The 24,490-nt window shown below is 59.8% G+C and carries 19 protein-coding genes; 8 read left to right on the forward strand and 11 right to left on the reverse strand.

What is annotated here, in order from left to right:
• Positions 1-81: 81 nt before the first annotated feature.
• Complete coding sequence (locus BN1139_RS00580) at positions 82-1,884, reverse strand: MOSC N-terminal beta barrel domain-containing protein (RefSeq protein ID WP_041202749.1); 1,803 nt, start codon at positions 1,882-1,884, stop codon at positions 82-84.
• A gap of 125 nt (positions 1,885-2,009) precedes the next feature.
• Between BN1139_RS00580 and BN1139_RS00585 the strand changes: the two genes are divergently transcribed.
• From BN1139_RS00585 to yciA, 6 genes are all read left to right on the forward strand, one after another.
• Complete coding sequence (locus BN1139_RS00585) at positions 2,010-2,762, forward strand: substrate-binding periplasmic protein (RefSeq protein ID WP_005350497.1); 753 nt, start codon at positions 2,010-2,012, stop codon at positions 2,760-2,762.
• Positions 2,763-2,938: 176 nt separating this feature from the next.
• Positions 2,939-4,585, forward strand: a complete 1,647-nt coding sequence (locus BN1139_RS00590) for an NAD(P)-binding protein (RefSeq protein ID WP_005350500.1) — start codon at positions 2,939-2,941, stop codon at positions 4,583-4,585.
• Positions 4,582-8,157 (forward strand): pyruvate:ferredoxin (flavodoxin) oxidoreductase, encoded by a 3,576-nt coding sequence (gene nifJ / locus BN1139_RS00595; protein ID WP_005350503.1) that lies wholly within the window; start codon positions 4,582-4,584, stop codon positions 8,155-8,157. Before BN1139_RS00590 ends, nifJ begins: the two co-directional genes overlap by 4 nt.
• 210 nt (positions 8,158-8,367) lie before the next feature.
• A complete protein-coding gene (locus BN1139_RS21240; RefSeq protein ID WP_005350504.1) occupies positions 8,368-8,967 on the forward strand; it encodes a hypothetical protein in 600 nt (199 codons plus the stop codon).
• A gap of 153 nt (positions 8,968-9,120) precedes the next feature.
• A complete protein-coding gene (locus BN1139_RS00605) occupies positions 9,121-9,939 on the forward strand; it encodes an NAD-dependent epimerase/dehydratase family protein (protein WP_005350506.1) in 819 nt (272 codons plus the stop codon).
• 59 nt (positions 9,940-9,998) lie between these two features.
• Complete coding sequence (gene yciA / locus BN1139_RS00610; RefSeq protein WP_005337875.1) at positions 9,999-10,403, forward strand: acyl-CoA thioester hydrolase YciA; 405 nt, start codon at positions 9,999-10,001, stop codon at positions 10,401-10,403.
• On the opposite strand, the gene BN1139_RS00615 is transcribed toward yciA, so the two are convergent.
• Positions 10,404-10,628 (reverse strand): hypothetical protein, encoded by a 225-nt coding sequence (locus BN1139_RS00615; RefSeq protein WP_005337874.1) that lies wholly within the window; start codon positions 10,626-10,628, stop codon positions 10,404-10,406.
• A gap of 107 nt (positions 10,629-10,735) precedes the next feature.
• Between BN1139_RS00615 and BN1139_RS00620 the strand changes: the two genes are divergently transcribed.
• On the forward strand, positions 10,736-11,581 hold the full coding sequence (locus BN1139_RS00620) for an endonuclease/exonuclease/phosphatase family protein (protein ID WP_005350508.1): 846 nt from the start codon (positions 10,736-10,738) through the stop codon (positions 11,579-11,581).
• A 105-nt stretch (positions 11,582-11,686) separates the two neighbouring features.
• Here the strand turns inward: BN1139_RS00620 and BN1139_RS00625 are convergent, their stop codons facing one another.
• The 9 genes from BN1139_RS00625 to BN1139_RS00665 form a co-directional block, all read right to left on the reverse strand.
• A complete protein-coding gene (locus tag BN1139_RS00625) occupies positions 11,687-11,983 on the reverse strand; it encodes a GrxA family glutaredoxin (RefSeq protein ID WP_224970215.1) in 297 nt (98 codons plus the stop codon).
• A 94-nt stretch (positions 11,984-12,077) separates the two neighbouring features.
• On the reverse strand, positions 12,078-13,517 hold the full coding sequence (gene dacB / locus BN1139_RS00630) for a D-alanyl-D-alanine carboxypeptidase/D-alanyl-D-alanine endopeptidase (RefSeq protein WP_005350510.1): 1,440 nt from the start codon (positions 13,515-13,517) through the stop codon (positions 12,078-12,080).
• Positions 13,518-13,629: 112 nt separating this feature from the next.
• Positions 13,630-15,390 (reverse strand): DNA repair helicase RadD, encoded by a 1,761-nt coding sequence (radD, locus tag BN1139_RS00635; RefSeq protein ID WP_041202750.1) that lies wholly within the window; start codon positions 15,388-15,390, stop codon positions 13,630-13,632.
• 114 nt (positions 15,391-15,504) lie between these two features.
• On the reverse strand, positions 15,505-16,542 hold the full coding sequence (locus BN1139_RS00640; protein ID WP_005350515.1) for an HlyD family secretion protein: 1,038 nt from the start codon (positions 16,540-16,542) through the stop codon (positions 15,505-15,507).
• Between the two features lie 3 nt (positions 16,543-16,545).
• Entirely contained in the window at positions 16,546-16,884 is a 339-nt protein-coding gene (locus BN1139_RS00645) for a DUF3302 domain-containing protein (protein ID WP_005337862.1), read from the reverse strand.
• A gap of 222 nt (positions 16,885-17,106) precedes the next feature.
• Positions 17,107-18,528: a carbon starvation CstA family protein gene (locus tag BN1139_RS00650; RefSeq protein WP_005350521.1), complete on the reverse strand. Its 1,422-nt coding sequence runs from the start codon at positions 18,526-18,528 to the stop codon at positions 17,107-17,109.
• Between the two features lie 140 nt (positions 18,529-18,668).
• Positions 18,669-19,373: a two-component system response regulator BtsR gene (btsR, locus tag BN1139_RS00655; protein WP_005350523.1), complete on the reverse strand. Its 705-nt coding sequence runs from the start codon at positions 19,371-19,373 to the stop codon at positions 18,669-18,671.
• On the reverse strand, positions 19,370-21,040 hold the full coding sequence (locus BN1139_RS00660; RefSeq protein ID WP_005350526.1) for a sensor histidine kinase: 1,671 nt from the start codon (positions 21,038-21,040) through the stop codon (positions 19,370-19,372). The genes btsR and BN1139_RS00660 overlap by 4 nt, the downstream gene beginning before the upstream one ends.
• A 353-nt stretch (positions 21,041-21,393) precedes the next feature.
• Positions 21,394-22,629 (reverse strand): cyclic di-GMP phosphodiesterase, encoded by a 1,236-nt coding sequence (locus BN1139_RS00665; RefSeq protein ID WP_005350529.1) that lies wholly within the window; start codon positions 22,627-22,629, stop codon positions 21,394-21,396.
• Positions 22,630-22,859: 230 nt separating this feature from the next.
• On the opposite strand from BN1139_RS00665, the gene BN1139_RS00670 reads away from it, so the two are divergent.
• Positions 22,860-24,476 (forward strand): phosphoethanolamine transferase, encoded by a 1,617-nt coding sequence (locus tag BN1139_RS00670; protein ID WP_005350530.1) that lies wholly within the window; start codon positions 22,860-22,862, stop codon positions 24,474-24,476.
• Positions 24,477-24,490 lie beyond the last annotated feature (14 nt).

Consider the following 24,490-nt stretch of genomic DNA (forward strand, 5'->3'; position numbering starts at 1 on the left):
CAACAAGTGTGGATAAAGATGACCGGGGTCAATTCCCCGGTCATCTGGGTTGGCGTGAATTAATGCGGCCCGATCACCCGATCATAGGATTTCAAGGTCGGTGAGCGGCACGGCGCAGCAGGCAAGGATCTTGCCCTCGGCCAGCTCGGCTGCGGTGATGGCGGGGGCGTCGGGGTGATCCACCTCGCCCGAGATCAGCGTCTGTTTGCAACTGCCGCAGATGCCGGCGCGGCAGCTCCATGGCAGCTCTACGCCTTGCTTGTTGGCCTGATCCAGCACTGTGCCCTGATTGTTGCCGGTAAAGGCTTGGGCGCCGATACGCAGTTGCACCGCCTGATGGGGGCGGGCCACCGAGAGAATGGCGCCGCCAAAACTCTCCTGTCTGATCCGTGCGGCCGGAACGCCGAGGGCCGCAACTTTGGCGGCAGCATCGGCCATAAAGCCGTGGGGGCCACAGATAAAGACCTCTTTTTCGGCCAACCCTTTGACCAGTTGCAGATGCTCATCATTGAGTCGCCCTTGTAGCCCCTGCCAGTGATTGTCCGGCTGGCTCAGGATAATGGTGAGGGTCATCCCCTGCTGCGCCATGGCATGCAGTTCGCTGGCGGCGGGAATGTCCGCTTCGCTACGGCACAGGTGCATAAAGTGAACCTCTTCCAGCTCCCCGCGTAGCGCCAGGGTGCGGGCTATCGCCAGCATGGGGGTGACGCCGGAGCCTGCGGAGAGCAACAGGAGGTTGCGCTCGGACCCTAAGTGAAACTCACCAGCGGGGTTGGCGGCCAGCAGCCGGTCGCCCACCTGCAACTGCTGGTGCAGCCAGTGGGAGATGCGGCCACCCTCCACCTTCTTGACGCTGATGCTGTAACGCTCCGGGTGATCCGGTGTGGAGCTCAGGGTATAGCGCCGCTGGATCCGTTCATTTTTGATATCGAGACTGATGGGCAGATGCTGGCCCGGCAGGTAGTCGGGCAGGGGCTCGCCATCGGCTGCTTCTAACCAGAAGGTCTCCAGATCCCGTGCCAGTGGTTCGCGGGCCACGCAGACCAGCTCCCGCTTCTTCGGTGCGGCGGCGGGATAGACCACCGGACGGGTGCGCTCCAGTACTTCGATCTCGCTGCCTGCCTCAATCCATCCCTCGTTCAGCGCCACCAGATTCTGGCCGAAGTAGACCTCGCCATCCTCGCCACGGCGGTAGCGGGTGAGGGTGGCCAGCGGCTCTTTCAGTGCGTTGAAACGATCGGTGCCCGCTTCCACCGTGGTCATGATGCAGCGGCTGCAGGGCTTGACCACCTTGAATTCCACCTCGCCGATGCGGATGCGTACCCAGCTGTCCTCCTCGAAGGGCTGGGTGTTGCTTGCCACCAGATTGGTGCGGAACTGGCTCATCTGGTGCAGCGCATCGGAGCGCAGATTGAGATCCTCCAGAGAGGCCTGGCTTATCAGCAGCAGCGGATAACCGTCGGCAAAGCTGACCCGGGTGCCGGTCTTCTCGCGAAAGCGATCAGAGGTTTCACCCAGCCAGAGCAGTTGCACCGTCTCCCCTGCCACCCGGCTTAGCCAGCCATCGGCTTTGGGGTCGGTGTGCAGGGCGGTGAAACGGTCGCTCCAGACTCCGGTCGCTTGCGGGGCGCGGCTGAAGTCGACCTCTTGCAGGGTGAGCGGTTCAAAGCCCGGATAGCGCAGTTGCAAGCCTCCTTCGATGGGGGTGGCCACGACCTGTTGCAGCTGGGGATGGGTACGGGCGGTGATAAAGGTGCCGTCCGGTTTGACCACCATGTAGCGGCGATCCCCTGCCAGTCCCTCTTCGGTCACGCGGGCGCGAGCCAGCGGCATACCTGCAGTCGATTTGATGGGGTAGAGGTGAATGCTGTCTAGCCTGGGCATCTTCATATCCTTGTGACGCGGCGCGATCGCCTGGAAAAAGGGGAACATAACGGTTCCCCGACGATCCGGCAATCCTTTCAAGGGGGCGGTCTATAGTTGGGAAAACAGAACAAGAGGGCATCGGGATGAAAATAAGCTGGTTGCTGGCGGGGAGCCTTTTTTGCCACGGGCTCTGGGCGCAGGAGCTGACCCTGACCACGGGAGAGTATCCCCCTTACTGCTCCGAGACGCTGAAATATCAGGGGCTTATCCCCCATGTGGTGAGCGAGGCATTCAGGAGTGAAGGGGTGAGCGTCAAGTTCCAGTTTCTGCCCTGGAAGCGGGCCTTTCACTTGTCGGAGGAGGGAGTGGTGGATGGCACTGTCCACTGGTATGAGTCGAGCGAGCGGCGCAAAACCCATCTCTACAGCGATCCCATCCTGAGCGAAACCTACGTCTGGTTCTATCTCAAGTCAGATCCGCTGGAATGGCGTGGCTATCAGGATCTGGCGGATCGCAAGCTGGCTGCGGTCAGTGGCTATACCTACAATGCAGATTTTTTTGCAGCCATCGCGCAGGTGCCGCTGCAGGTGCAGTTCGTCACCCGGCTGCGCCAGAGTTTCGATCTGCTGCTCTCCGGCCGCGCCGACCTGACGCTGGAGAACATAGATGTCGGCTACTACTCCCTGCGTCAGTTCTACCCGGCCAGCACGGTCGATCTCTTTGCAACCCATTCAAAACCCGTGATGAAAGTTGAAGGTCACCTGTTGATCAGCCGCAAGCGTGCCAACGCTGACGAATTGATCAAAACCTTCAATCGGGGGCTCGCCAAACTGAAAGCCAGCGGTCAGCTGGAGAAGATGTTACTTGAGTCACGTTCTGGTCTCTATGAACCATAAAGTGCAACATTTTTTGATCCTGATTCGCTAATCAGTACAAAAAAGCGGCCATTATCGACTCAGTTCCCAGTTTCTAACGCTTTCGCTTCTTCCCCATCCGGCCACCGTCCGCCTCGGCTACACGGTATCAAGCGCCATCGGGTGGGGCCTGTCACACAAAAAGAAGAAAGCAATGTATGAGCAAACAACTGGACATGACCGCATTGCCGGATCTCTCCCTGAAAACGGGAACAGGCCCGGTGCGTACCCGGCTACCCGTTTGGCGGCCGGCCCTGCCACCCTGCAATCACGCCTGCCCGGCCGGAGAAAATATCCAGGCCTGGCTCTCTTTGGCGCAGGCCGGCCGTTTTGAGGCGGCCTGGCAGACCCTGATCGAAGAGAACCCCTTGCCCGCCATTCATGGCCGGGTCTGCTATCACCCCTGCGAGAGTGCCTGCAACCGCGGGCAGGTGGATGAATCCGTCTCCATCCATGCCATCGAGCGTTTCCTCGGCGACGAGGCGCTGGCCCGTGGCTGGCAGCCTGCGCCACCTGCCCCTGCCAGCGGCAAGAAGGTGCTGGTAATTGGCGCTGGCCCCTCCGGTCTCTCCTGCGCCTGGCACCTCAACCGGCTCGGCCATCAGGTGGAGATCCGCGAAGCGGGGCCGCTTGCTGGCGGCATGCTGCGCTTTGGTATTCCCGCTTACCGTCTGCCCCGCGATGTGCTGGATCGGGAGGTGGCCCGCATCGTGGCGGCCGGAGTGACCCTGACCCTCAACCACAAGGTGGAGGATGTGCTGCGCGAGCGTGACGAGGGGGGCTTTGACGCCGTCTTTATGGCCATCGGCGCCCATCTGGCCAAGCGGGTCGATATTCCGGCCCGGGAGGCGGGCAAGATCCTCGATGCGGTGAGCTTCCTCGAACAGGCCAGTCTGGCCGAAGAGCAAGGCTTGCCGCCGCCCAAACTGGGGCGGCGGGTAGCGATTTATGGGGGTGGCAATACCGCCATGGATGCGGCCCGTACCGCCCGCCGTTTGGGTGTGGAAGAGGCGATGATCATCTACCGCCGCGACCGGGACCATATGCCGGCCCACGCCTTCGAAGCCGACGAGGCCGAGGAGGAGGGGATCAAGATCAACTGGCTGCGCAGCATCCGCCAGCTCGACAACGCCAATATCGAGGTGGAGGTGATGACGCTGGATGCCGAGGGCAAGCCGGTGCCCACCGGCAAGTTTGAAACCCTCGAAGCGGATTCCCTTATTCTGGCGCTCGGTCAGGAGGTCGACCTCTCGGTGCTGGAGAGCATTCCCGGCGTGCGGGTCAACAAGGAAGGGGTCGTACAGGTGGCGGGCAACCTGATGACGGATGTGCCGGGTCTGTTTGCGGGCGGCGACATGGTGCCCTCCGAGCGCACCGTCACCATCGCCACCGGCCATGGCAAGAAGGCGGCGCGCCATATGGATGCCTGGCTGCGCGGTCGCCACTACCACAAGCCGCTCTCCTACCCGCTGGTGGGGCCAGAGCAGTTGCAACTCTGGTTCCAGACCCACGCGCCCGCCAGCAGTCAGCCGGTCAAACCGGCGTGGGCGCGGGATGACTTTGGCGAGATCATCGGCGGGCTGGATGAGGTGGCCGCCCGCTACGAGGCGGCGCGCTGCTACTCCTGCGGCAACTGCTTCGAGTGCGACGGCTGCTACGGTAGTTGCCCCGAGCAGGCCATCGCCAAGCTGGGGCCGGGCAAGGGCTATCAGGTGGATGCGGCGCGCTGCACCGGCTGCGGTGCCTGCTATGACCAGTGCCCTTGTCACGCCATCGAGCTGCGCCAACCGGAGGAGTCCCAATGAAACATGAACTGATCATGGTCGACGGCAACGAAGCCGCGGCCCGGGTGGCGTACCAGCTGAGTGAAGTGTGTGCCATCTATCCCATTACCCCGAGCTCGACCATGGCCGAACTGGCCGACGCCTGGGCGGCGGAGGGGCAGACCAACCTGTGGGGCAACATTCCCACCGTAGTGGAGATGCAGAGCGAAGGGGGGGCGGCCGGCACGGTACACGGCGCCTTGCAGGCGGGGGCGCTCGCCACCACCTTCACCGCCAGTCAGGGGCTGATGCTGATGCTGCCCAACATGTACAAGATTGCCGGTGAGCTGACCTCGGCGGTGTTCCATGTGGCGGCTCGCTCGCTGGCGGCGCAGGGGCTGTCGATTTTTGGCGACCATCAGGATGTGATGGCGGCGCGCAGCACCGGCTTTGCCATGCTTGCCTCCGGCTCGGTGCAGGAGGCGCAGGACCTGGCCTTGGTTGCCCATAGCGTCACCCTGCAGTGCCGGGTGCCCTTTATCCACTTCTTCGACGGCTTTCGCACCTCCCACGAGGTGAACAAGATCACCGCGCTGCATCGGGATGAAATTCGCGCCCTTATCGACAACGACTGGGTGCGGGCTCACCGTGCGCGGGCGCTCAACCCGGATCATCCGGTGATGCGCGGCACCGCCCAGAACCCGGATACCTATTTCCAGTCCCGCGAGAGCGTCAACCCCTTCTACGAAGCGGTACCGGCGCGGGTGCAGCAGTGCATGGACAATCTCGGCGAGCTGACCGGCCGCCACTACCGGCTGGTGGAGTACCACGGCGCGCCTGATGCCACCGACGTCATCGTGCTGATGGGCTCGGGGGCGGCTACCGCCCGCACCACAGTGGATTGGCTCAACCAACAGGATCGCAAGACCGGGGTGCTGGTCATTCGCCTCTATCGCCCCTTCCCGGTACAGGCGCTGCTCGATGCGCTACCGCAGAGCGTGCGGCGCATCGCCGTGCTGGATCGCACCAAGGAGCCGGGGGCGGGCGGCGAGCCGCTGCTGCTGGATGTGCAGAGTGCCCTTATCGACGGCTTGCAACGCGGCCTTATCAAGCGGCTGCCCTGGCTGAGCGGCGGCCGTTACGGCCTCTCTTCCAAAGAATTCACCCCCGCCATGTGCGCGGCGGTGTTCGAGGAGCTGGCATCCGATGCGCCGCGCCCCCGCTTTACCGTGGGGATAGTGGACGACGTATCGGGCCTCAGTCTGGCCTGGCACCCCATCGGCGATCTGGAGCCCGCCAGCCGGGTGCGGGCGCTCTTCTTCGGCCTCGGCGCTGATGGCACAGTCGGCGCCAACAAGAACAGCATCAAGATCATCGGCGAGCTGGAGGGCTTCCACGCCCAGGGCTACTTCGTCTACGACTCTAAAAAGTCGGGCTCGCGCACCGTCTCCCACCTGCGCTTTGGCCCCGAGCTCATCGACGCCCCCTGGCTTATCGAGCAGGCGAGCTTTATTGGCTGCCACCAGTGGGGCTTTGTCGAGTCGGTGGATCTGCTGGAACACGCCGCAGAAGGGGCGACCCTGCTGCTAAATGCTCCCTATGAGGCGGACAAGGTGTGGGGCCAGCTACCCGAGCGGCTGCGCGCCCGTGTTCGCGCCCTCAATATCCAGCTCTACTGCATCGATGGGGATCGGGTGGCCGAGCAAAACGGCATGGGCAATCGCATCAACACCATCATGCAGACCTGCTTCTTCGCCCTGGCCGGGGTGTTGCCGCGGGACGAGGCCATTGCCCTTATCAAGGAGAGCATCGAGAAGAGTTATGCCCGCAAGGGGCCCGAGGTGGTCGAGCGCAACTTCGCGGCGGTGGATGACACCCTGGCCCATCTGCATCAGGTGGTCATCCCGGCCGGTGAGGAGCAGATCAGCGACTATCCGCTGCCACTGGCACCGGGCGGCAGCGAGTTTGTCCAGCGGGTCACTGGCGAGATGCTGGCGGGGCGCGGCGATCTGATCCCTGTCTCCATGCTGCCGGTGGATGGCACTTACCCCACTGCCACCAGCCGCTTCGAGAAGCGGGATATCGCCCGCGAGATCCCGATCTGGCACTCCGATATCTGCATTCAGTGCGGCAACTGCGTTTTTGTCTGCCCCCACGCGGCGCTGCGGGCCAAGTTCTACCATCAGGACTGGCTGGCAACCGCCCCCGAGGCAGCCCAGTCGGTGCCCGTCACAGCCAAGGGCTTCCCCGACAGCCGCTACACATTGCAGCTCTATCCGGAAGATTGCACCGGCTGCGGCCAGTGCGTGCAGGCCTGCCCGGTGCGGGCTGGGGCGGATGAAAGCCATGAAGGCGAGCGCGCCATCGCCATGATGGACAAGGCGCCCCATCTGGCTGGCCAGAAACAGGCGCTGCGCTGGTTCGAGAGCCTGCCTTGGCCTGCCCGCGAGCGGGTGGATTTCTCCACGGTGCGCGGCACCCAGTTCCTCGAACCCCTGTTCGAGTTCTCAGGTGCCTGCGCGGGCTGCGGCGAGACTCCGTATCTCAAGCTGCTGACCCAGCTGTTTGGCGATCGCATGCTGGTGGCCAACGCCACCGGTTGCTCCTCCATCTACGGCGGCAACCTGCCGACTACGCCGTGGGCCAAGAACGGCGAAGGGAAGGGGCCTGCCTGGTCGAACTCCCTGTTTGAGGACAACGCCGAGTTTGGCTTTGGTTTTCGTCTCACCGCCGATCAGCACCACGGTCAGGCGGTGGCGGCCCTCGAAGCGATGAAAGGGGAACTGGGTGAGGCATTGGTCGAGTCGCTTATCAACGCCCCGCAACGGCTGGAGTCGGAGATCCGCGCCCAGCGCACCCGGGTGGCGCAAGTGCGCGAGCGGCTGGAGGAGGTGAAATCCGGCAAGGCCCGCGAGCTGCTCTCCTTGATTGATCAGCTGGTGCGCCGCTCGGTCTGGATCATCGGCGGCGATGGCTGGGCCTATGACATCGGCTCATCGGGGCTCGATCATGTGCTCGCTTCCGGCCGCGATGTGAACGTGCTGGTGATGGATACCGAGGTCTACTCCAACACCGGCGGCCAGATGTCAAAATCGACCCCGCTCGGCGCCGTCGCCAAGTTCGCGGCGGGAGGCAAGACGCTGGCCAAGAAGGATGTGGCGTTGCAGGCCATCTCCTACGGCAACGTCTATGTTGCCCGCATCGCCTTTGGTGCCAACCCGCAGCAGGCGCTGCAGGCCTTGCGTGAGGCCGAAGCCTATCCGGGCCCGTCGCTTATCATCGCCTACAGCCACTGTATCGCCCACGGCATCGATATGGAGTTTGGTTTGACCCAGCAAAAACGGGCCGTTGCCTCCGGTCACTGGCCGCTGATGCGCTACAACCCGGTCTTGCGCAGTGCGGGGCAGAATCCCTTCAGTCTCGACAGCCTGCGCCCCTCCATCCCCCTCGCTGAATACCGGCAGGAGGAGACCCGTTATCGGGTATTGGCCCAGAGCCATCCGGAGGAGGCGCAGCGGCTGATGCAGGTGGCGCAAAAAGTGGCGTGGCAGAAGTGGGCCATCTACGAGGAGATGGCTACCCGCGAGGCCAGCCATTTCCATCCGCCGGTGTGAGGATGGTGTGAGTGAAATATAACCAAGCGGGCCATTGGCCCGCTTTTTATTAGCAGGTCATGGATGCCTATTTCTGCAATCTGATCACCATCATAATATGTGTAGTGAAGAAAGGTGTTGATATGTTGGAAGAAGCTGGGCAGGATACTTTTAATAAAATCTAATGGCTTTGTTTTATCTAATTAATTCAAGACTGGAAAAGAGGTTAGTATGCAAAACACTTATACGCTATATGTTGCGACTGCTGCATTAGCCGCAGCATGGCTTACTGCTGCGTTTGCTTTTTTCTCTCAATTAAACTCCAAGCATTCAAAAATATCTGATTTTCGACAGGATTGGATAAACAATTTACGCTCTGAAGTTTCTAACTTTATTAGCAACTTTAATAAATGCGTATTTCTTCAGAAAAAAAGAGACAGAAGCAGAGCTCAGAATGAGGAAGCCATGAGAAAGGAGTTAGATCAGCAGTTTTACGATACGTATGGATTGTTGTTGCAGAATAAAATTATGATTCATTTAAGACTTAACAAGAATGACTCTGACAAAATATTGAAAAAGTTGAATTGCGAATTGTTAAAGTCACTTGATGACGCTGTGTTAGCGTTGAACGAAAATAGATGTCCGAATCATGATGCCATGAATGATAAAATAATTAACCCTGCTGGAGATATATTGAAATTGGAGTGGTGTAGAGTTAAGAGGGGTGAGATTGGATTTATTGTCACATATATTATGTGTTCTTTGATTTTAATCTTAGGTGTTGTTGGTTTGGCCGCAATTTACCGAACGTTACCTCAAGTACTTTATTGAAAGCATTAGGACCGTTTTCATTCAACCTCTAATGGGAGGTTGAACAACGAAGTAAAAGTAGGCACTGGCTTTTTAAGTTCAGTAGAGAGGCTTCCCTTTTATACTGTGGCAGGTAAGCTGCGGGGCAAATAGCGTCAAGCAGGAGAAGGGACGATGACAGAGCAACATATCGCGGGGACGATCGGCATTCTGGGAGCGGGGTGGCTGGGGCTGCCGCTGGCGCGAGCCCTGTTGGCGGCTGGCAAGCCGGTGGCGGTGACGGTCAGCAGCGCCGATAAGGCGGCCCGTCTGCAGGGGGAGGGGATCGATGCCCATCCGCTGACGATTTCTGCCCATATGTCGGATGCGTGGCCCATCCCCTGCGAATCGCTGGTTATTTGCGTACCGCCCAGCAAGACCGATGACTATCCGCAGGCAGTGGCAAGGGCCTGCCAGCTTGCCAAAGCAAGTGGCACTCGGCGAGTGCTGTTTGTCAGCGCTACCTCGGTGTGGGGCGCAGGGCAGCAGGAGGGGGAAGAACCCCAACCCCGCCATGCCCGTGGCGAGCGGATGCTGGCGGCGGAGCAGGCGGTGCTGGCGGCCGGTTTCGAGACGGTGATGATAGTGCGCCCCTCCGGCCTTTATGGCCCGGATCGTCATCCCGGCCGTTTCCTCGCGGGCAAGACTCTCGATGGCGGCGCCCAGTCGGTCAATCTGGTCCATCTGGACGATGTGGTGGCGGCTTGCATGCTGCTGCTGGAGCGGGGCAAGGACGGGGATGTCTTCAACCTGAGCGCGCCTGTGCATCCGCGCCGCGAGCAGTTCTACCCCTTTGCGGCGCGCCAGCAGGGGCTGCCCGTGCCGGTCTTTATCGAGCCTGCCGGTGAATTTCAGCCCATCGACGGTCAGCTGATCTGCCAGCAGATGGGATTCAACTATCGCTGGCCCGATCCGGCCCACTGGTTTGCCGAGCTCGCCGCCTCGGGCAATTGAGGTTTGCCAAGGGGGTGATCGCCCCCTATCATGCCGCCATCCATGAGAGAGAGGCGGTAATGATGGTAGATACAAAACGTCACCCCGATGGGGAGTTGTTGCTGAGAACCCTGGCAATGCCAGCCGATACCAACCCCAATGGCGACATTTTTGGTGGCTGGATCATGTCCCAGATGGATATAGGTGGGGGCATTATGGCCAAGGAGCTGGCAAAAGGACGTATTTGTACCGTATCCGTCGAAGGCATGACGTTTCACAGTCCGGTCAAGGTGGGCGATGTGGTCTGCTGCTACGGCCGCTGCATGAAGATCGGTCGCAGCTCCATGAAGCTCAAGCTGGAGGTGTGGGTCAAGCCGGTACTGCGGGAAAACGATGCCCAGCGTTACTGTGTGACCGAGGGGATCTTCACCTATGTCGCCATCGACGAACAGGGCAAATCCCGCCCGGTTCCGGTGAGTGCCTGATTAAATCAGCCGGGCATTGATGATGGATATTTCCTGCTCAAGCCCGGTTTTTTGCCGTATCATGCGTTCCAGCATCTCTTCCGAGCCCACATATTGCAGGGTGTCAAACAGGCAGAGATCGCATTGAGGGTCCCGTCTTATCTGATAGACGGTGGCCAGCTCCACTTGATGACAATTTCCTTGTTGATCATAAAACGTCACGTTGTACCGAAGTTCTTTCGCCATGAGACAAGGTCCTTCTGGTTGGGTGGAACAGGGACTATCAGCTTAGTCGGCGTGGATGACGTTTGTGATGGTCGCAACAAAAAGCAAAGGCGGGCGGTTGTTAGCCAATGAAAAATAGTTATCGCATTCTTGGCACCTCCCTGCTGACCCTGGGGTTGGTAGGCTGTTTTGAGGTGCCGGATCAGAACCATCTGGTCACAGCTCAAGGGATTGTGCCGGGACTCGACTGCCAGCGTCCGCCGCTGGTAGCGTTGGCGACCACGGCGCTGCCCCGTGAATTCGGGGTGACGGTATGGAATCTCTACAAGGGCCAGCGCAAAAACTGGCGTGAAGGGATGGACAGTTATGCCAAGGGGCAGGATCTGGTGCTGCTGCAAGAGTCGGCCACCCGTCCCGATATGCTCGACTGGCTGCGCGCCGGTGATTTCCAGTGGCAACAGCTGCAAGCCTTCACCCAGGGCGGCGTCTCGTTCGGGGTGATGACGGTGGCCAAGACCCCGCAGGCGTTCGTCTGTGGCGTGCGCTCCCCCGAACCTTTGTTGCGCATTCCCAAATCCGGGCTGGTGAGCCTCTATCCGCTGCAGGGCGATCCTGACGGCGTCATGGTCATCAATATCCATGCGGTCAATTTCGAGCTGGGGATGGCGACCTTCCGCGAGCAGCTCAACGATTTGACTGCGCTGGTGCGCCGTCATCAGGGGCCGGTGATCCTGGCCGGTGATTTCAATACCTGGAGCGACAAACGTCAGTTCTGGTTAAGCAAACTGGTGGACGAGCTGGGGCTGCAAGAGGCCGTGCCGGTGCCTGACTTGCGCCGCACCGCCTTCGGTCGCCCGCTGGATCACCTCTACTACCGCAATCTGGACCTGGTCGAGGTGAGTTCACCGGCCACCGACAGTTCGGATCACAACCCCATCATTGCGCGCTTTGCCGCCCAGTCTGTGACTCCCTGATCGGGGATGATGTGTGCGTGTTGCCCATACAAAAATCCGGCGCCTGATGGCGCCGGATTTTTTATACGCTCTGGCGGTCAACCCGCTCGGGATGACCCGCAGGCATTACTGGTAGAGACCCAGATTCGCTTTGGCGTAGGCTTCGAAATCGGTGCAGCCACCGATGTGCTGCTCGTCCAGGAAGATCTGCGGCACGGTATTGACCGGCTTGCCGGCGCTCTTGGCCAGATCTTCTTTGGTGATCCCTTCGGCATGGATATCCACGTAGCGGAATTTGAAGTCATCGCGCTGTTCGGTCAGCTGCTCGGCGATCTGTACGGCACGGACACAGTAGGGGCAACCCGGGCGACCAAAAATCACTGCAAACATATTTTCTCTCCGTTTTTTAAGCCGTTTTTGTATGGCCGTTGATATGAGGCAGGCAACAGCATAGCCCTGCCTCGTGGCGACTTGAAGCCGAAATTATCGATACCGTGATTCGAGTGGGCCTATTGGCTCAGCTCTCATCGGCGATCTGGATAGGCTGCTGTTGATAGATGCTCTCCAGCACCCCCTTCTCGAATACGGTCCAGGGCCACGGCGCCTTGCTGGCACGGTAGCGCTCATGGGTGGCCGGATCTTGGGACAGGCCGCGCTGGAACATCACGAACGCCTTGCGCTGGCCGCCCGCGGTATCGATAAAGCCCACCAGATTGGAGGTGCCGGTGATGGTGCCGGTCTTGGCGTGCACCTTGTTCTTCATCATGGGGGCGGTGACGCTGCGGCGCCACGCCAGGGTGCCATCCACCTGGGAGCTTGGCAGCAGCTTGATCAGGCCAAGCTCGGCATCATTTTTCTGGATGAAGTTCAGCACCGACATCATCTGACGGGCGCTGATGAGATTGTGAGCGGAGAGACCGGAGCCGTCAGCCAGGGTGGCATTGCCCAGATCGATGCCGTTCTTGGTCAGGATGGCGCGCACCGCCATGGTGCCGCTGCGATAGCTGCCCGGCTTGTTGTAGTAATGACGGCCCACGGTTTTGAGGAAGGTATCGGCATAGAGGTTGTCCGATTTCTTCAGCATCTTGGCGAGCATCACCGGCAGGGAGACCGAGTAGTGGGTGCCGAGGGTCTCTGCTCCTTCAGGGGCCTTGTGGGTGACCCGCAGCAGGCCATCATGCTTGATGCCGGCCCGGTTCATCGCCCAGCGGATGTTGTCCCAGCCCCAGGCTTCCACATCGTGAATGGCGAAACGCAGACCCTGCGGCTCCTTGTTCGGGGTGATGCAGCCCTTGAGCTCGTAGAAGTTGCCCTTGGCCATGTCCACTTCCAGTGCGCAGAACTGGCGTGCCATGTCGCCATAGCTCATCACCTCCACGTTGTCGGCACCGATGCCGATGGGGACGCCGGTGGCCACGTTGCCGACTGCCGGTTTGCCAATCTGGGTGGCAGTGATGGTGCCGTAGGCGCAGTTCTTGTCGATGATGACCGAGGAGACGGGCGCTGCGAAGCAGAGGGTCTGATCCCCCCACGACCAGCCGTTGCCGCGCTCGTAGCCGTTGTAGGCGCCGGTGTTGACGTAGACATTGCCCTTGATGCTGGTGACACCGAGCTGTTTGAACAGGGCCAGCAGATCCATGCGGGAGAGGGTGGGGTCGCCGACGAAGTTGATCCAGATATCGCCGTTGATGGTGTCACCCTGTTTGGCGCCCGGCTGGGCCTGAATGTCGGTGGCGAAGCGGAAATCGGCACCCAGCTCGAGGCGGGCCGCCAGCGCGGTGAGCACCTTCATGGTGGAGGCGGGGGCGATCATCTGATCCGCGTGGCGGGCGAACTCGACGCCGTTATTGCCCTGCACCATGATGGCGTACTGGCCACCCTGAGGGGGCGTCAGCGGGGCGGCGTGAGCCGCCAGAGAAGAAAAGAGAGCACAAAAACCAATCAACAGCCGCTGCATAACATCCTCTAACGTGACGAAGGGCTCGGCAGTGGTGCCGACCCTGATAATTCAACCCGCCGATGCGGGATCGACGGGATAACGCAATTCATGCCATGTATGCCGGTCGCCATCATGTCATCGAGTTGGCGGTACGATAGCGACCCTCATAATCAAAAATTTTCTCTTTTATCTGCCAGAAGCGACCCGATTTGCGGGCGATGACAAAATCCGGATGACGGAACTGGCTTTGCGCGGCCATCACGCTCGCCAGAGTGGCAAATTCGGGCTCCAGCCCCGGGGCGGGCCAATGATGACGCACAAAGTGCTGTTGAAACAAGCGCCGTGCGCCCGGGGAGTGAAATCCGAAGTATTCGCTGAGGGTCAGTCCATCCTCATCGTGGTAGGTCACCTCCAGCCGCTCCCCCTGTTTGCCGTGCCCGGTACTCAGGGTCAAACCGGCGCAGCGGATCACCATGCAATCCTTGAGATTGAGCGCCTCTTTGAGCTTGTCGTCAGGGTCCACCAGCAGCTGAACGCAGCTCTGGCAGCGGCGGGCGGCGATGTCGTTCTCCGCGCCGCAGCCGGGGCAGATCTTGGCGCGAAAGCGGTAGTCACACTCTTCGCGGTTGCCCTCGTCATCTTCAAACAGCCCCTGACAGCGGCGACCGTAGTGCTCGATCACCTTGCCATCCTCGTCGGTTTTGCCCCAGAAGGTGTTGGCAAAACCGCAGGCGGGGCAGGGCACCTGTACCGGCTCGGTACCGGCGTGGGGGCGAGGCTCCCCCACTTCGGGGGCAAACAGGTTGAAGTTGTTGCCCGCATAGTCGAGCACCAGACAATCGCTCTTGCCCGGCGAGAGGCGCAGGCCCCGCCCGACGATCTGCTGATAGAGGGAGACCGACTCGGTGGGGCGCAGCATCACGATAAGATCGACATGAGGGGCATCGAAGCCGGTGGTGAGCACCGCCACGTTGACCAGAAACTTGAGCTCCCGCGCCTTGAAGGCGTTGATGAGGGCATCACGCTCCGGCCCCGGGGTCTCGCCGGTGATAAGGGCCGCCTGCTGGCCTCTGGCGCCAAGCAGACCGTGAATTTCGCGGGCGTGCTCGACGGTGGCGGCGAAGATCATCACCCCCTGCCGGTCGGCGGCATACTCCAGCACCTGGCTCAGGATATGGGGGGTGACCCGCTGCTGGCGCTTGAGCTCGCCGTTTAGATCTGCCTCGCTAAAGAGGCCATTCTCCCGCGGCACCAGCTTGCTGAAGTCGTAGTGGACGATGGGTGCATCCACCATGCGCGGCGGCGTCAGGTAGCCGTTTTTCACCATGAAGCGCAGCGGCAGCTCGAACACGCAGTCGCCAAACAGCCGCTCGCCGTGGCTCTTGACCATGCCGTGGTAGTGGCGCCGGTAGATCCAGCCCAGCCCGAGTCGATAGGGGGTGGCGGTGAGGCCGAGGATCTTGAGGGCCGGATTGGCAGCCTTGAGATGGTCGATCACCTGATGGTATTGACTATCGTCATCGAGCGAGACCCGGTGGCACTCGTCGATGATGAGCAGCGAAAACGCCCCGTCGAAGGCAGCCAGATTGCGCGCTACCGACTGAACTGAGCCAAACACCACCTGTGCGCTTGCCTCCTTGCGATCCAGCCCTGCGGCGAAGATGTCGGCCTTGAGCCCCCACGCCTCGTACTTGCCGTGGTTTTGCTCCACCAGCTCCTTGACGTGGGCCAGCACCAGCACCCGACCACGTGCCTTGCGGGCCAGTTCGGCGATCACCAGACTCTTGCCAGCCCCGGTGGGCAGCACCACCACGGCGGGATCCGGGTGTTTGCGAAAGTGGCTGATCACGGCGTTGACGGCGTCGGTCTGATAGGGTCTGAGAACGAACATGGGGGCGTGGCGTTTTGGCATGGTACGGCGCAGGGTGGCGCCATTATAGGGTGCTTGCCGCCACAAAAACAGCGGGCCGGCATGATGCCGGCCCGCAGGGTGCTTGGTTGCTGATCAATGGAACGGGAAGATGTAGTTCATCCAGCTTGCCATGCGCAGCAGTATCTTGCGCATCACAGATACATGGTGGAAGTACTGGGTGTAGACCGCAGCCTGCCCGCTGGCACCGGCAATCATTTGATACTTGGCCCACTCGGGGTCGGTAATGGAGATGACTACCGGCAGGCGACCCGGACGCACCGCCGTGGTTTGATCCAGCAGACCGGCGTTGGCCTGCACGTTACCGGCGGCAATGGCCGGAACCACGGCTGTCACCTTGCCTTTGAAGATCTTGCCGGGTACGCCATCGATCACCACTTCGGCCTCATCGCCCACCGCCAGTCGCTGCATGCTGTTTTGCCAGAACCAGCCGACGTAGGCGGTGTCATCCTTGTGGATGAAGGTCATCACCGGACGATACATGAAGGGGGTGGCGATCATGCCGGGGCGCAGGGCCAGCTGCACTACATGACCATCGCTCGGGGCATAGACCACGGTTTGGGACTGCTGGTACTTGGCTTCCATCAGCTGGGCTTGCAGATCGTTCAGGGTGGCTTTCTGCTGGTCAATCTGGGCCACGATGTCATCCACGTTGGCCTGGGTGACGTCGAGGTCGCGTTGCTTGCCCACGCCACGGCGCATCAGGTCGCTGGCACGATCCCGATCAAGTCTGGCGGAGCGCAGTCTCGCCTCGATGGACTTGAGGTGCTCGCGGTTGGATTCGACCCGTGCGGTGAGGCTATCCACTTTCAGGCGGAACGGCTCGTCATCGAGGCGAAACAGCACGTCGCCTTTTTTCACCGGCTGGTTGGCCTGCACCGGAACCTCAACGACCCGACCCTTGACCAGCGGCACTATGGGGGTGGAGACGTAGTAGTTGCGCGCCATCTCGGAGTAGGGGTGGTTGTAGTTCATCAGCATGATCAGGGTGCCGATGAGCAGCACGCCACCCAGTGCTGCGGTGGGGACGGTCCACTTGTTGAGCGGGATGCGGAAAATTTTGAATATGGCGACACACAGCGCCGTGTAGGTCAGGATCAGTAGCAGGTCCATGGTTTATCCCTGTTGCTCACTCTGTTCGATAGTGTTGATACGGCTCTTCAGATCCGCCAACTCCTGCTTGAGGGCCGCCAGCTCCTCTTCATCTTTTTGCAGCCGCTGGCTAAAGCCCCAGCCGCGATCGGGGCGATAGATGGTTGCCCAGATCCAGAGGAAGGGCCACAGCACATGCAGGGTAAACAGGCTGACCCAACCTGCCACGTGAATGGCATCCTGATGAGGGTGATTCCGATGTTTGGCAATCTCGTAAGGAATATCGTGGATAACGATGACTCCATAAAAAATGACCAGCCCGACAAAGACGAGCAGACCAAGTGCAAAATAATCAAGGGCCATTTATAACCTCCACTGGCATGACGCACAGCTTAATCATTGGTTCCAACAAGCACTAAAGCAATTAAGAATCACACATTTATCGTCAGTTCGCCCGGAATCTTAAAGCTATTCGCTGTATTGAAGCTGAAGCCGTCCAACAGTTGTCTTATTAGTCTTTTTGTCATTAAAAAAGGCGCCATCAGGCGCCTTTTTGTGCTGCTTTCGCTGCATTCTTTGCTGTTTTTACCCTTCGCTGGTACTGCTGACCAGCGGCTGGCGGAACTTCATCAGGAAGGCCACGGTAATGGCCGCCGTTGCAGTCAGGCCGATGATGGTGGAGGTCCCCATCTCCAGCCCGAACCCGATGGGGGCGTTGGCCAGATAGGTGATCACCACAGCAGTCATGAACATGGCGGGAATGGTGCAGATCCAGTGCAGCTTGCCCTCTTTGATGAGGTAGGCAGCCGCAGCCCACAACATGATGACGGCGGTGGTCTGGTTGGCCCAGCCGAAGTAGCGCCAGATCACCCCGAATTCAGCCTTGGAGATGATAAAACCAAGGATAAACATGGGGATGGCGATCAGCAGACGCTTGGCCAGCGGCTTCTGGGTCATCTTCAGGAAGTCCGCCACGATCAGACGAGCACTGCGAAACGCGGTGTCACCGGAGGTGATGGGCAGGATCACCACGCCGAGGATGGCCAGAATGCCGCCGACTGTGCCGAGCAGGCTGGTGGAGACTTCGTGTACCACGGCTGCCGGGCCGCCGTTGGCCATGGTAGCGTTGAGCGCTTCGGTGCTGTCGTAGAAGGAGAGACCCAGGGTGCACCAGATAAGGGCGATGATCCCTTCACCGATCATTGCACCGTAGAAGATGAAACGGCCAGATTTTTCGTTCTGCATGCAGCGCGCCATCAGCGGTGACTGGGTGGCGTGGAAGCCTGATACCGCGCCACAGGCGATGGTGATGAACAGCAGCGGCCAGAGTGGCAGCTCGGTCGGGTGCAGGTTGGAGAAGTCCATCCCGGTGTTGTAGAAGCCTTTGCCGGAAGCGATCAGGCCAACGATGAGGCCGACCGACATGAAGACCAGCAGGGCGCCGAAGATGGGGTAGAAGCGACCGATGATCTTGTCGATGGGCACTATGGTCGCGAGGATGTAGTAGGCAAAGATTGCCACGATCCAGTAGACCAGATCGGTGGAGGTGAGGTTGGCCAAGAGGCCCGCCGGGCTCAGCACAAATACCACGCCCACCAGCATCAGCAGCACCACGGCAAACAGGTTCATGAAGTGCTTGGCGGCGGTGCCCAGATGCTCACCGACCACGGTTGGCACCGAGGCACCCTTGGCGCGCACCGACAGCATGCCGGAGAAGTAGTCATGTACCGCACCGGCGAAGATGCAGCCAAAGACGATCCACAGCATGGCGACCGGGCCGTAGAGGGCACCCAGGATCGGGCCGAAGATGGGGCCGACACCTGCGATGTTGAGCAGTTGAACCAGATAGACTTTCTTGTCCGACATCGGGACATAGTCCACCCCGTCAGCCATGGTGATGGCGGGGGTTTTCAGCTCGGGTTTCGGGCTGAATATCCGTTCGATGAATTTGCCGTATATGAAGTAGCCGGCCACAAGTAAGCCGACACAGAGGAAGAACCAGATCATTGCTACGCTCCTGCATTGTTATTTTTTAGTGTGCAGAGCGAGTCTAAAACGGTTGCGCCTGACTGGCTGGTGAAACTCCCCGAGCGGCGCTTTGGCGCGCCGAGCGGTCGGCGGCTGTGATCAGGCGCACACTCTGCGGCTCAGTCCAGCCCCAGCTGATCTTTGAGCTCCTTTAGATAGCGACGACTGACCGGCACCCGGGCGCCGCTCGGGGTGACAATCTCTGCCAGCTGGTTATCCAGCAGCCGGATCTCGAAGATGGCGTTGGGGGAGACCAGATACTGGCGGTGGCAGCGCAGCAGCGGGCTCTTTTCTTCCAGCGATTTGAGGGTGAGCTGGGTGTGGAACAGCTCGCCCTGACAGGCCACATGGACCCCGCCCAGATCGGAGAAGGCATACTCCACCTGCGCGATGGGCAGCAGCCTGACCCGATTGTGCAGATAGCCCGGAATATGTTCTATGGTGGGGGCCAGCCGCTCGATGGGCTGCGGGGAGATATCCTGCTTGAGGCGAGCGAGGGTCTTGGCGAGCCGGGCGGGCTCCACCGGTTTGAGCAGGTAGTCGAAGGCGTTCTCTTCAAAGGCCTGAATGGCATATTCGTCAAAGGCGGTGACAAAGACGATGCGGGGCAGGGGGTCGAGCATGGCGACCAGCTCCATGCCGCTCAGCTTGGGCATCTGGATATCGAGGAACACCACATCAGGCTTGAGGCGCTGAATAAGCGGCAGCGCCTCGATGGCGTTGGCCGCTTCCCCCACGATCTCGATGGCAGGATCGCAGGCCAGCTGCTGCCTCAGCTCCTCGCGGGCATAGTGTTCGTCATCGACTATCAGGGTGCGGATCATGGTTGCTCCTTGGGGATGGTGAACGAGACCCGGGTCCACTGCTCAGGCTCGCAGGCAATGGTCACGCCATAGCGCTCGCCAAAGGCGCTTTTCAGTCGCCGATCGACAATGGTCATGCCCAAACCGTCGCCAGCGGGATGTGCTTGCCAGGTGCCTGCATTATCTTCCACATGGATGGTGACGCTGGCGGGTTGCTCATCGGTATAAAGGCGAATGCGCCCTTGCTCCAGCAGGGTCGAGATGCCGTGCTTGATGGCATTCTCGATCAGCGGTTGCAGGGTGAAGCTGGGCAGTCGCAGTGTGGCCAGATGGGGCGGGATCTCGTTTATCACCGTCAGTCGATCGCCAAAGCGAGCCAGCTCGATCTCCAGATAGGATTGGCAGTGCTCCTGCTCCTCCTGCAGCGTCGCAAGGCCGCTCTGGCGTTTGAGGTTCTTGCGAAAGAACAGTGACAAGTGCAGCAGCAGATCCCGCGCTTTGTCCGGATCGCGCCGGGTGATGGCACTGATGGTGTTGAGGGTGTTGAACAGAAAGTGGGGGTTGATCTGGGCCTGGATAAGTTTCAACTCGGACTGCACCAGCAGCCGCTGATGCTGCTCCAGCCTACCGGCCAGCAACTGCTGTGACAGGAGGTTGGCAATCCCTTCCCCCAGGGTGTGGTTGATCTTGAGAAACAGCCGCTTCTTCGGCTCGTAGAGCTTGATGGTGCCGATCACTCCTTTGTCCCCCTGCAGCGGGATCACCAGCACCGAGCCCAGTTGGCATGCGGAGGAGAGGCTGCAGCGATAGGGTTGACTGTTGCCATCGGCAAACAGCACCTTGTTCTGGGCGATGGCCTGCATGGTGATGGCTGACGCGATGGGGGTACCCGGCAGATGGTGATCTTCGCCGGTGCCGATAAAGGCGAGGATCTGCTCGGTGTCCGTGATGGCGACAGCCCCCACGCCGGTCTCTTCCTGAATGATGCGGGCAATCTTGTTGCTCGCCTCCGGGGTAAAGCCCTGACTCATGATCCCCACTGTGCGGTTGGCGATATTGAGCGCCTTGGCGGAGAAAACCCGGGAGAACTTCTCATACATCCGCTGCTGGTCGCGGATCATGCTGATAAAGAGCGCCGCGCCACAGGAGTTGGCGAGAATCATCGGGGTGGCGATGGTGCGCACCAGCAGCAGGGATTTGTCGAACGGGGTCGCCACCAGCAGGATGATGACCATCTGCATGATCTCGGCGTAGAGGGTGGTAAAGAAGGCGATACGCGGTTCAAACAGGGCATCCGTTCGTCCCGAGCGCATCAGTCGCCAGTGCACTATGCCCCCGAGCAACCCCTCGCAGGTGGTGGAGATGGCGCAGGCGAGATCGGTAAATCCACCCAGCGTATAACGGTGCAGGCCGCCGGTCAGCCCTACCAGAAAGCCCACCAGCGGCCCCCCCAATAATCCCCCCAAGACAGCGCCGACCGCCCGGGTGTTGGCGATGGCATCGTCGATATCGAGGCCCACATAGGTGCCGAGGATACAAAAGCTGGAAAAGATGATGTATATCAGTATCTTGTGAGGTAGTCTCACGGAATAGTTGGCAAGCGGGCGCAGCAGCGGGCTTTTCGAGAAGAGATAGGCGATCACCAGGCTGACGCTCATCTGTTGCAGCAAGGAGAGAACCAACTGCATAAAAAACGCTCCTCATAAGCCAGCTGAAAAAATGTTCAGCCCGTGAATAAGTGTGATCAGGATCTTGTTCTGTTGGCCCAACTGGGCGCAACGGGCCGCCAGTTTGCCAGAACAAGTGGATAAAACCATATCAAATCAGCATGTTAAATTGATATTTGTGTAAGCGGCAGCGGGTTGATATTGATGGATGGAGCATGAATGTATCCACTGGATACGCCACACGGAGGTGGCATGCTCCGCCCGGCCCCTTGGCTGGGCGTTTTTTATACATGGTCAGTTGGCAACCTTCTGATGGGGGTTTGAGCAATTATTCCGGTTTGTCCAATGAGTTATCCCCAGCTTCTGGGGATAACTCAGAATGCAAAGTAGTAGCAGAAGCGGCGGGTCAGGTTGAAGAACTGCCGTTGTCCCTCATCCAGCTCTTCCTGTTTGATAAAAGCAGTGATGGTGCGTTCATCTTCCCGCAGATCGATCATGGCGACGGCTTCCGGCCGCTGGGCCTTGATATAGGGCAGGATCTTCGGCTTGAGGGGCATGGTGGGTTCGGTAGAGAGCACCAGCGCGATGCTCTCGTCGGAGAGTTTCACCAGTGATCCCGGCGGATAGACCCCCAGCACCTTGACCAGCAACTTGACCAGATTCTGGTCGAACTTCTTCTGGGATAACTTGTAGAGCTGGCTGATGGCCTGACTCGGCGCGGCCGGGTTACCGCTGTTGCGGGGATGGAGCAGCTCGTCGTAGAAGTCGACCAGCCCGATCAATCGCGCCAGCGGCGGGATCTCCCCGCCCTTGATCCCGAGCGGATACCCGCTGCCATCGAGCCGTTCGTGGTGCAGATGGGCGACCTGACGGATTTTCGGTTCAAAGGCGTTGAGCTGGGTCAGCATGTCAAATCCGTACTGGGGATGCATATTGAGGAAGTTCTGCTCGGCCTTGCTGAGATCCCCGCGTTTTTGGGTGATCTGGCTCGGGATCTTCAGTTCACCGATATCGTGGATAAGTCCCGCAAGCCCCGTCTCTTCCAGTTCGATGGGATTCATCCCCAGCTCGCGCGCCATCAGCATGGCAATAAAAGCCACATTGAGGCTGTGTTGCAACAGGATATCAGTGTGGGGGCTGCGAATAAGGTGGAGCCCGAGAGGCCCTTCATGCTGACTGAGGGTGAAGGCGGCATTGCGGACAATCTGGGCGGTATTGGCCAGCCCTTCATCCGGTTTGAGGTTCAGTGCCCCGAGTGCATCGCGCAGCTCGCTCATGGATTGGCCAAAAGCTTTGTCGGCGGCGCGCATGGAGCGGCGAAAGGCTTTCTCGTCAAAGGGGGGCGGGCCCGAGGCAATCAGCTCTTCCAACTCGTCAAGGTCAGGCCCGGCATCCGGGATATCGCCGCGCAGCAGCGGCTCGATGGGCAGATCGCTCTTGTCGGGGTCGACCATCAGCAGGGTGAGATCAAGATGACGGAGAATGTCGAGTTGCTGCTGATCCTTGATCTTGAAGGTATTGAACATAAACGGGTGGTTAGTCCATCCCGTGGGGAGATGGATATAGTGGCCTACTCTCAATTGCTCTATCGAGGCTTGGATCAGTGCCATCGGTTAACCTGCATTTCGTGAATGCCTACTCAACAAGCTAGCAAAATCCGATGGATAGACAACTAAAAATCCATTTCGGGGCCGCGGAGCGCCCCGTGCTGTGATGGGGCGCACGAGCGCCGTGCTTCTCCTCTTAATTCGCGCTTAAGTTTTACTTCCTACGCTGGCCCCGTCGTTTTTGTTGGCTTGGCCGGCCCGCTGCACTGCAGGCCGGTATGTAGGAGTTGTTTATGCGTGTAACCCTCGGTGTACTGCAGACCAATCTGTTGCTGGTGCTCTTTTTCGCCCTGGTACTGAACTGGCCAATCTTTTTGCATTTCTATACGGTGCTTAGCGCCCTGACCCATGTCAAAGCCGGATTTGCCATCTCGATCCCGCTGGTGCTGATCGCGGCGCTCAATGCCGTGTTTATTCCCTTCACGTTCCGGTTTGTGCTCAAGCCCTTTTTTACCGTGCTTATTCTGACTGGCTCCATCGTCAGCTACGCCATGCTCAAATACGGCGTCATCTTTGATGCTGGCATGATCCAGAACATAGTGGAGACCAACAGTGGTGAGGCGGGGGCCTATTTGAATGGCTCGGTTGCGCTCTGGTTTCTGCTGACCGGGCTGCTGCCTGTTCTGGTGCTCTGGTCACTGCGGATCCGCTATCCGGCTTGCTGGTATCAGGGGGTGGCGTTGCGGGCAGGTGTATTGGCTATCTCTCTGCTGTTTATCGGGGGCGTCGCGTCACTTTACTATCAGGATTACGCTTCGGTCGGGCGCAACAACAAGTCGCTGGCCAAAGAGATTGTGCCCGCCAACTATGTGCACGGCCTCTACAAATATGGGCGGGATGTGCTGTTTGCCACGCCGATCCCCTACCAGCATCTGGGGACAGATGCCAAGGTGGTGGCGCGGGGAAGCAAGCCGACTTTGATGTTCCTGGTGGTGGGGGAGACGGCGCGCAGCCAGAACTACTCCCTTAACGGGTATGGCAAGGCGACCAACAGTTTTACGGCAAAAGAGCAGGGGGTGGTGTCGTTCAAAGATGTGCGCTCCTGCGGTACGGCTACTGCGGTTTCTGTGCCCTGCATGTTCTCCAACCTCACGCGCCGCGGCTACGATGACCAGCTTGCCAGCTCCCGTGACGGCCTGCTCGATGTGCTGCAACATGCCGGAGTCTCGGTGTTGTGGAAAGAGAACGATGGCGGTTGCAAAGGGGTATGCCGCAATGTGCCGACCATCGAGATCCTCCCCAAATCCTATCCTGCGCTCTGTCAGGGGGAGTCTTGCTATGACGAGGTGCTGCTGGAGGGGCTGGATCAGCAGATTGCCGGCATGAAGGGCAACAAGCTGGTGGCTTTTCACCTGATGGGCAGCCATGGCCCGACCTATTTTCGTCGTTACCCTGCCAGCGAGCGCGTCTTTATGCCGGACTGCCCGCGCAGCGACATTGAAAACTGCAGCAACGAAGAGCTGGTCAACACCTATGACAACACCATCCGCTACACCGACAAGGTGGTGGGGCTGCTGATAGACAAGCTCAAGTCGCTGGAGAGCCAGTATGATGTGGGGCTGGTCTATCTCTCCGATCACGGCGAATCCCTCGGGGCCATGGGGCTCTATCTGCACGGCACGCCATACAAGTTTGCGCCGGATGATCAGACCCGGGTGCCGTTGCTGACCTGGTTCTCGTCCCAGTTGCAGGCCGATCGCCAGCTGGATATGGGTTGCCTGGCGGCGGAGGCGAGCAGTCAGCGTTTCTCCCACGATAACCTGTTCCACTCCATGCTGGGGATCATGGATGTGCAGACCCGTGTTTACGACAACAAGCTGGATCTGTTCAAGCCATGTCGGGCGGGCTAAACCGCCAGCAAGCA

The sequence above is a fragment of the Aeromonas veronii bv. veronii genome (genome assembly GCF_000820225.1).
GTDB classification, from domain to species: domain Bacteria; phylum Pseudomonadota; class Gammaproteobacteria; order Enterobacterales; family Aeromonadaceae; genus Aeromonas; species Aeromonas veronii.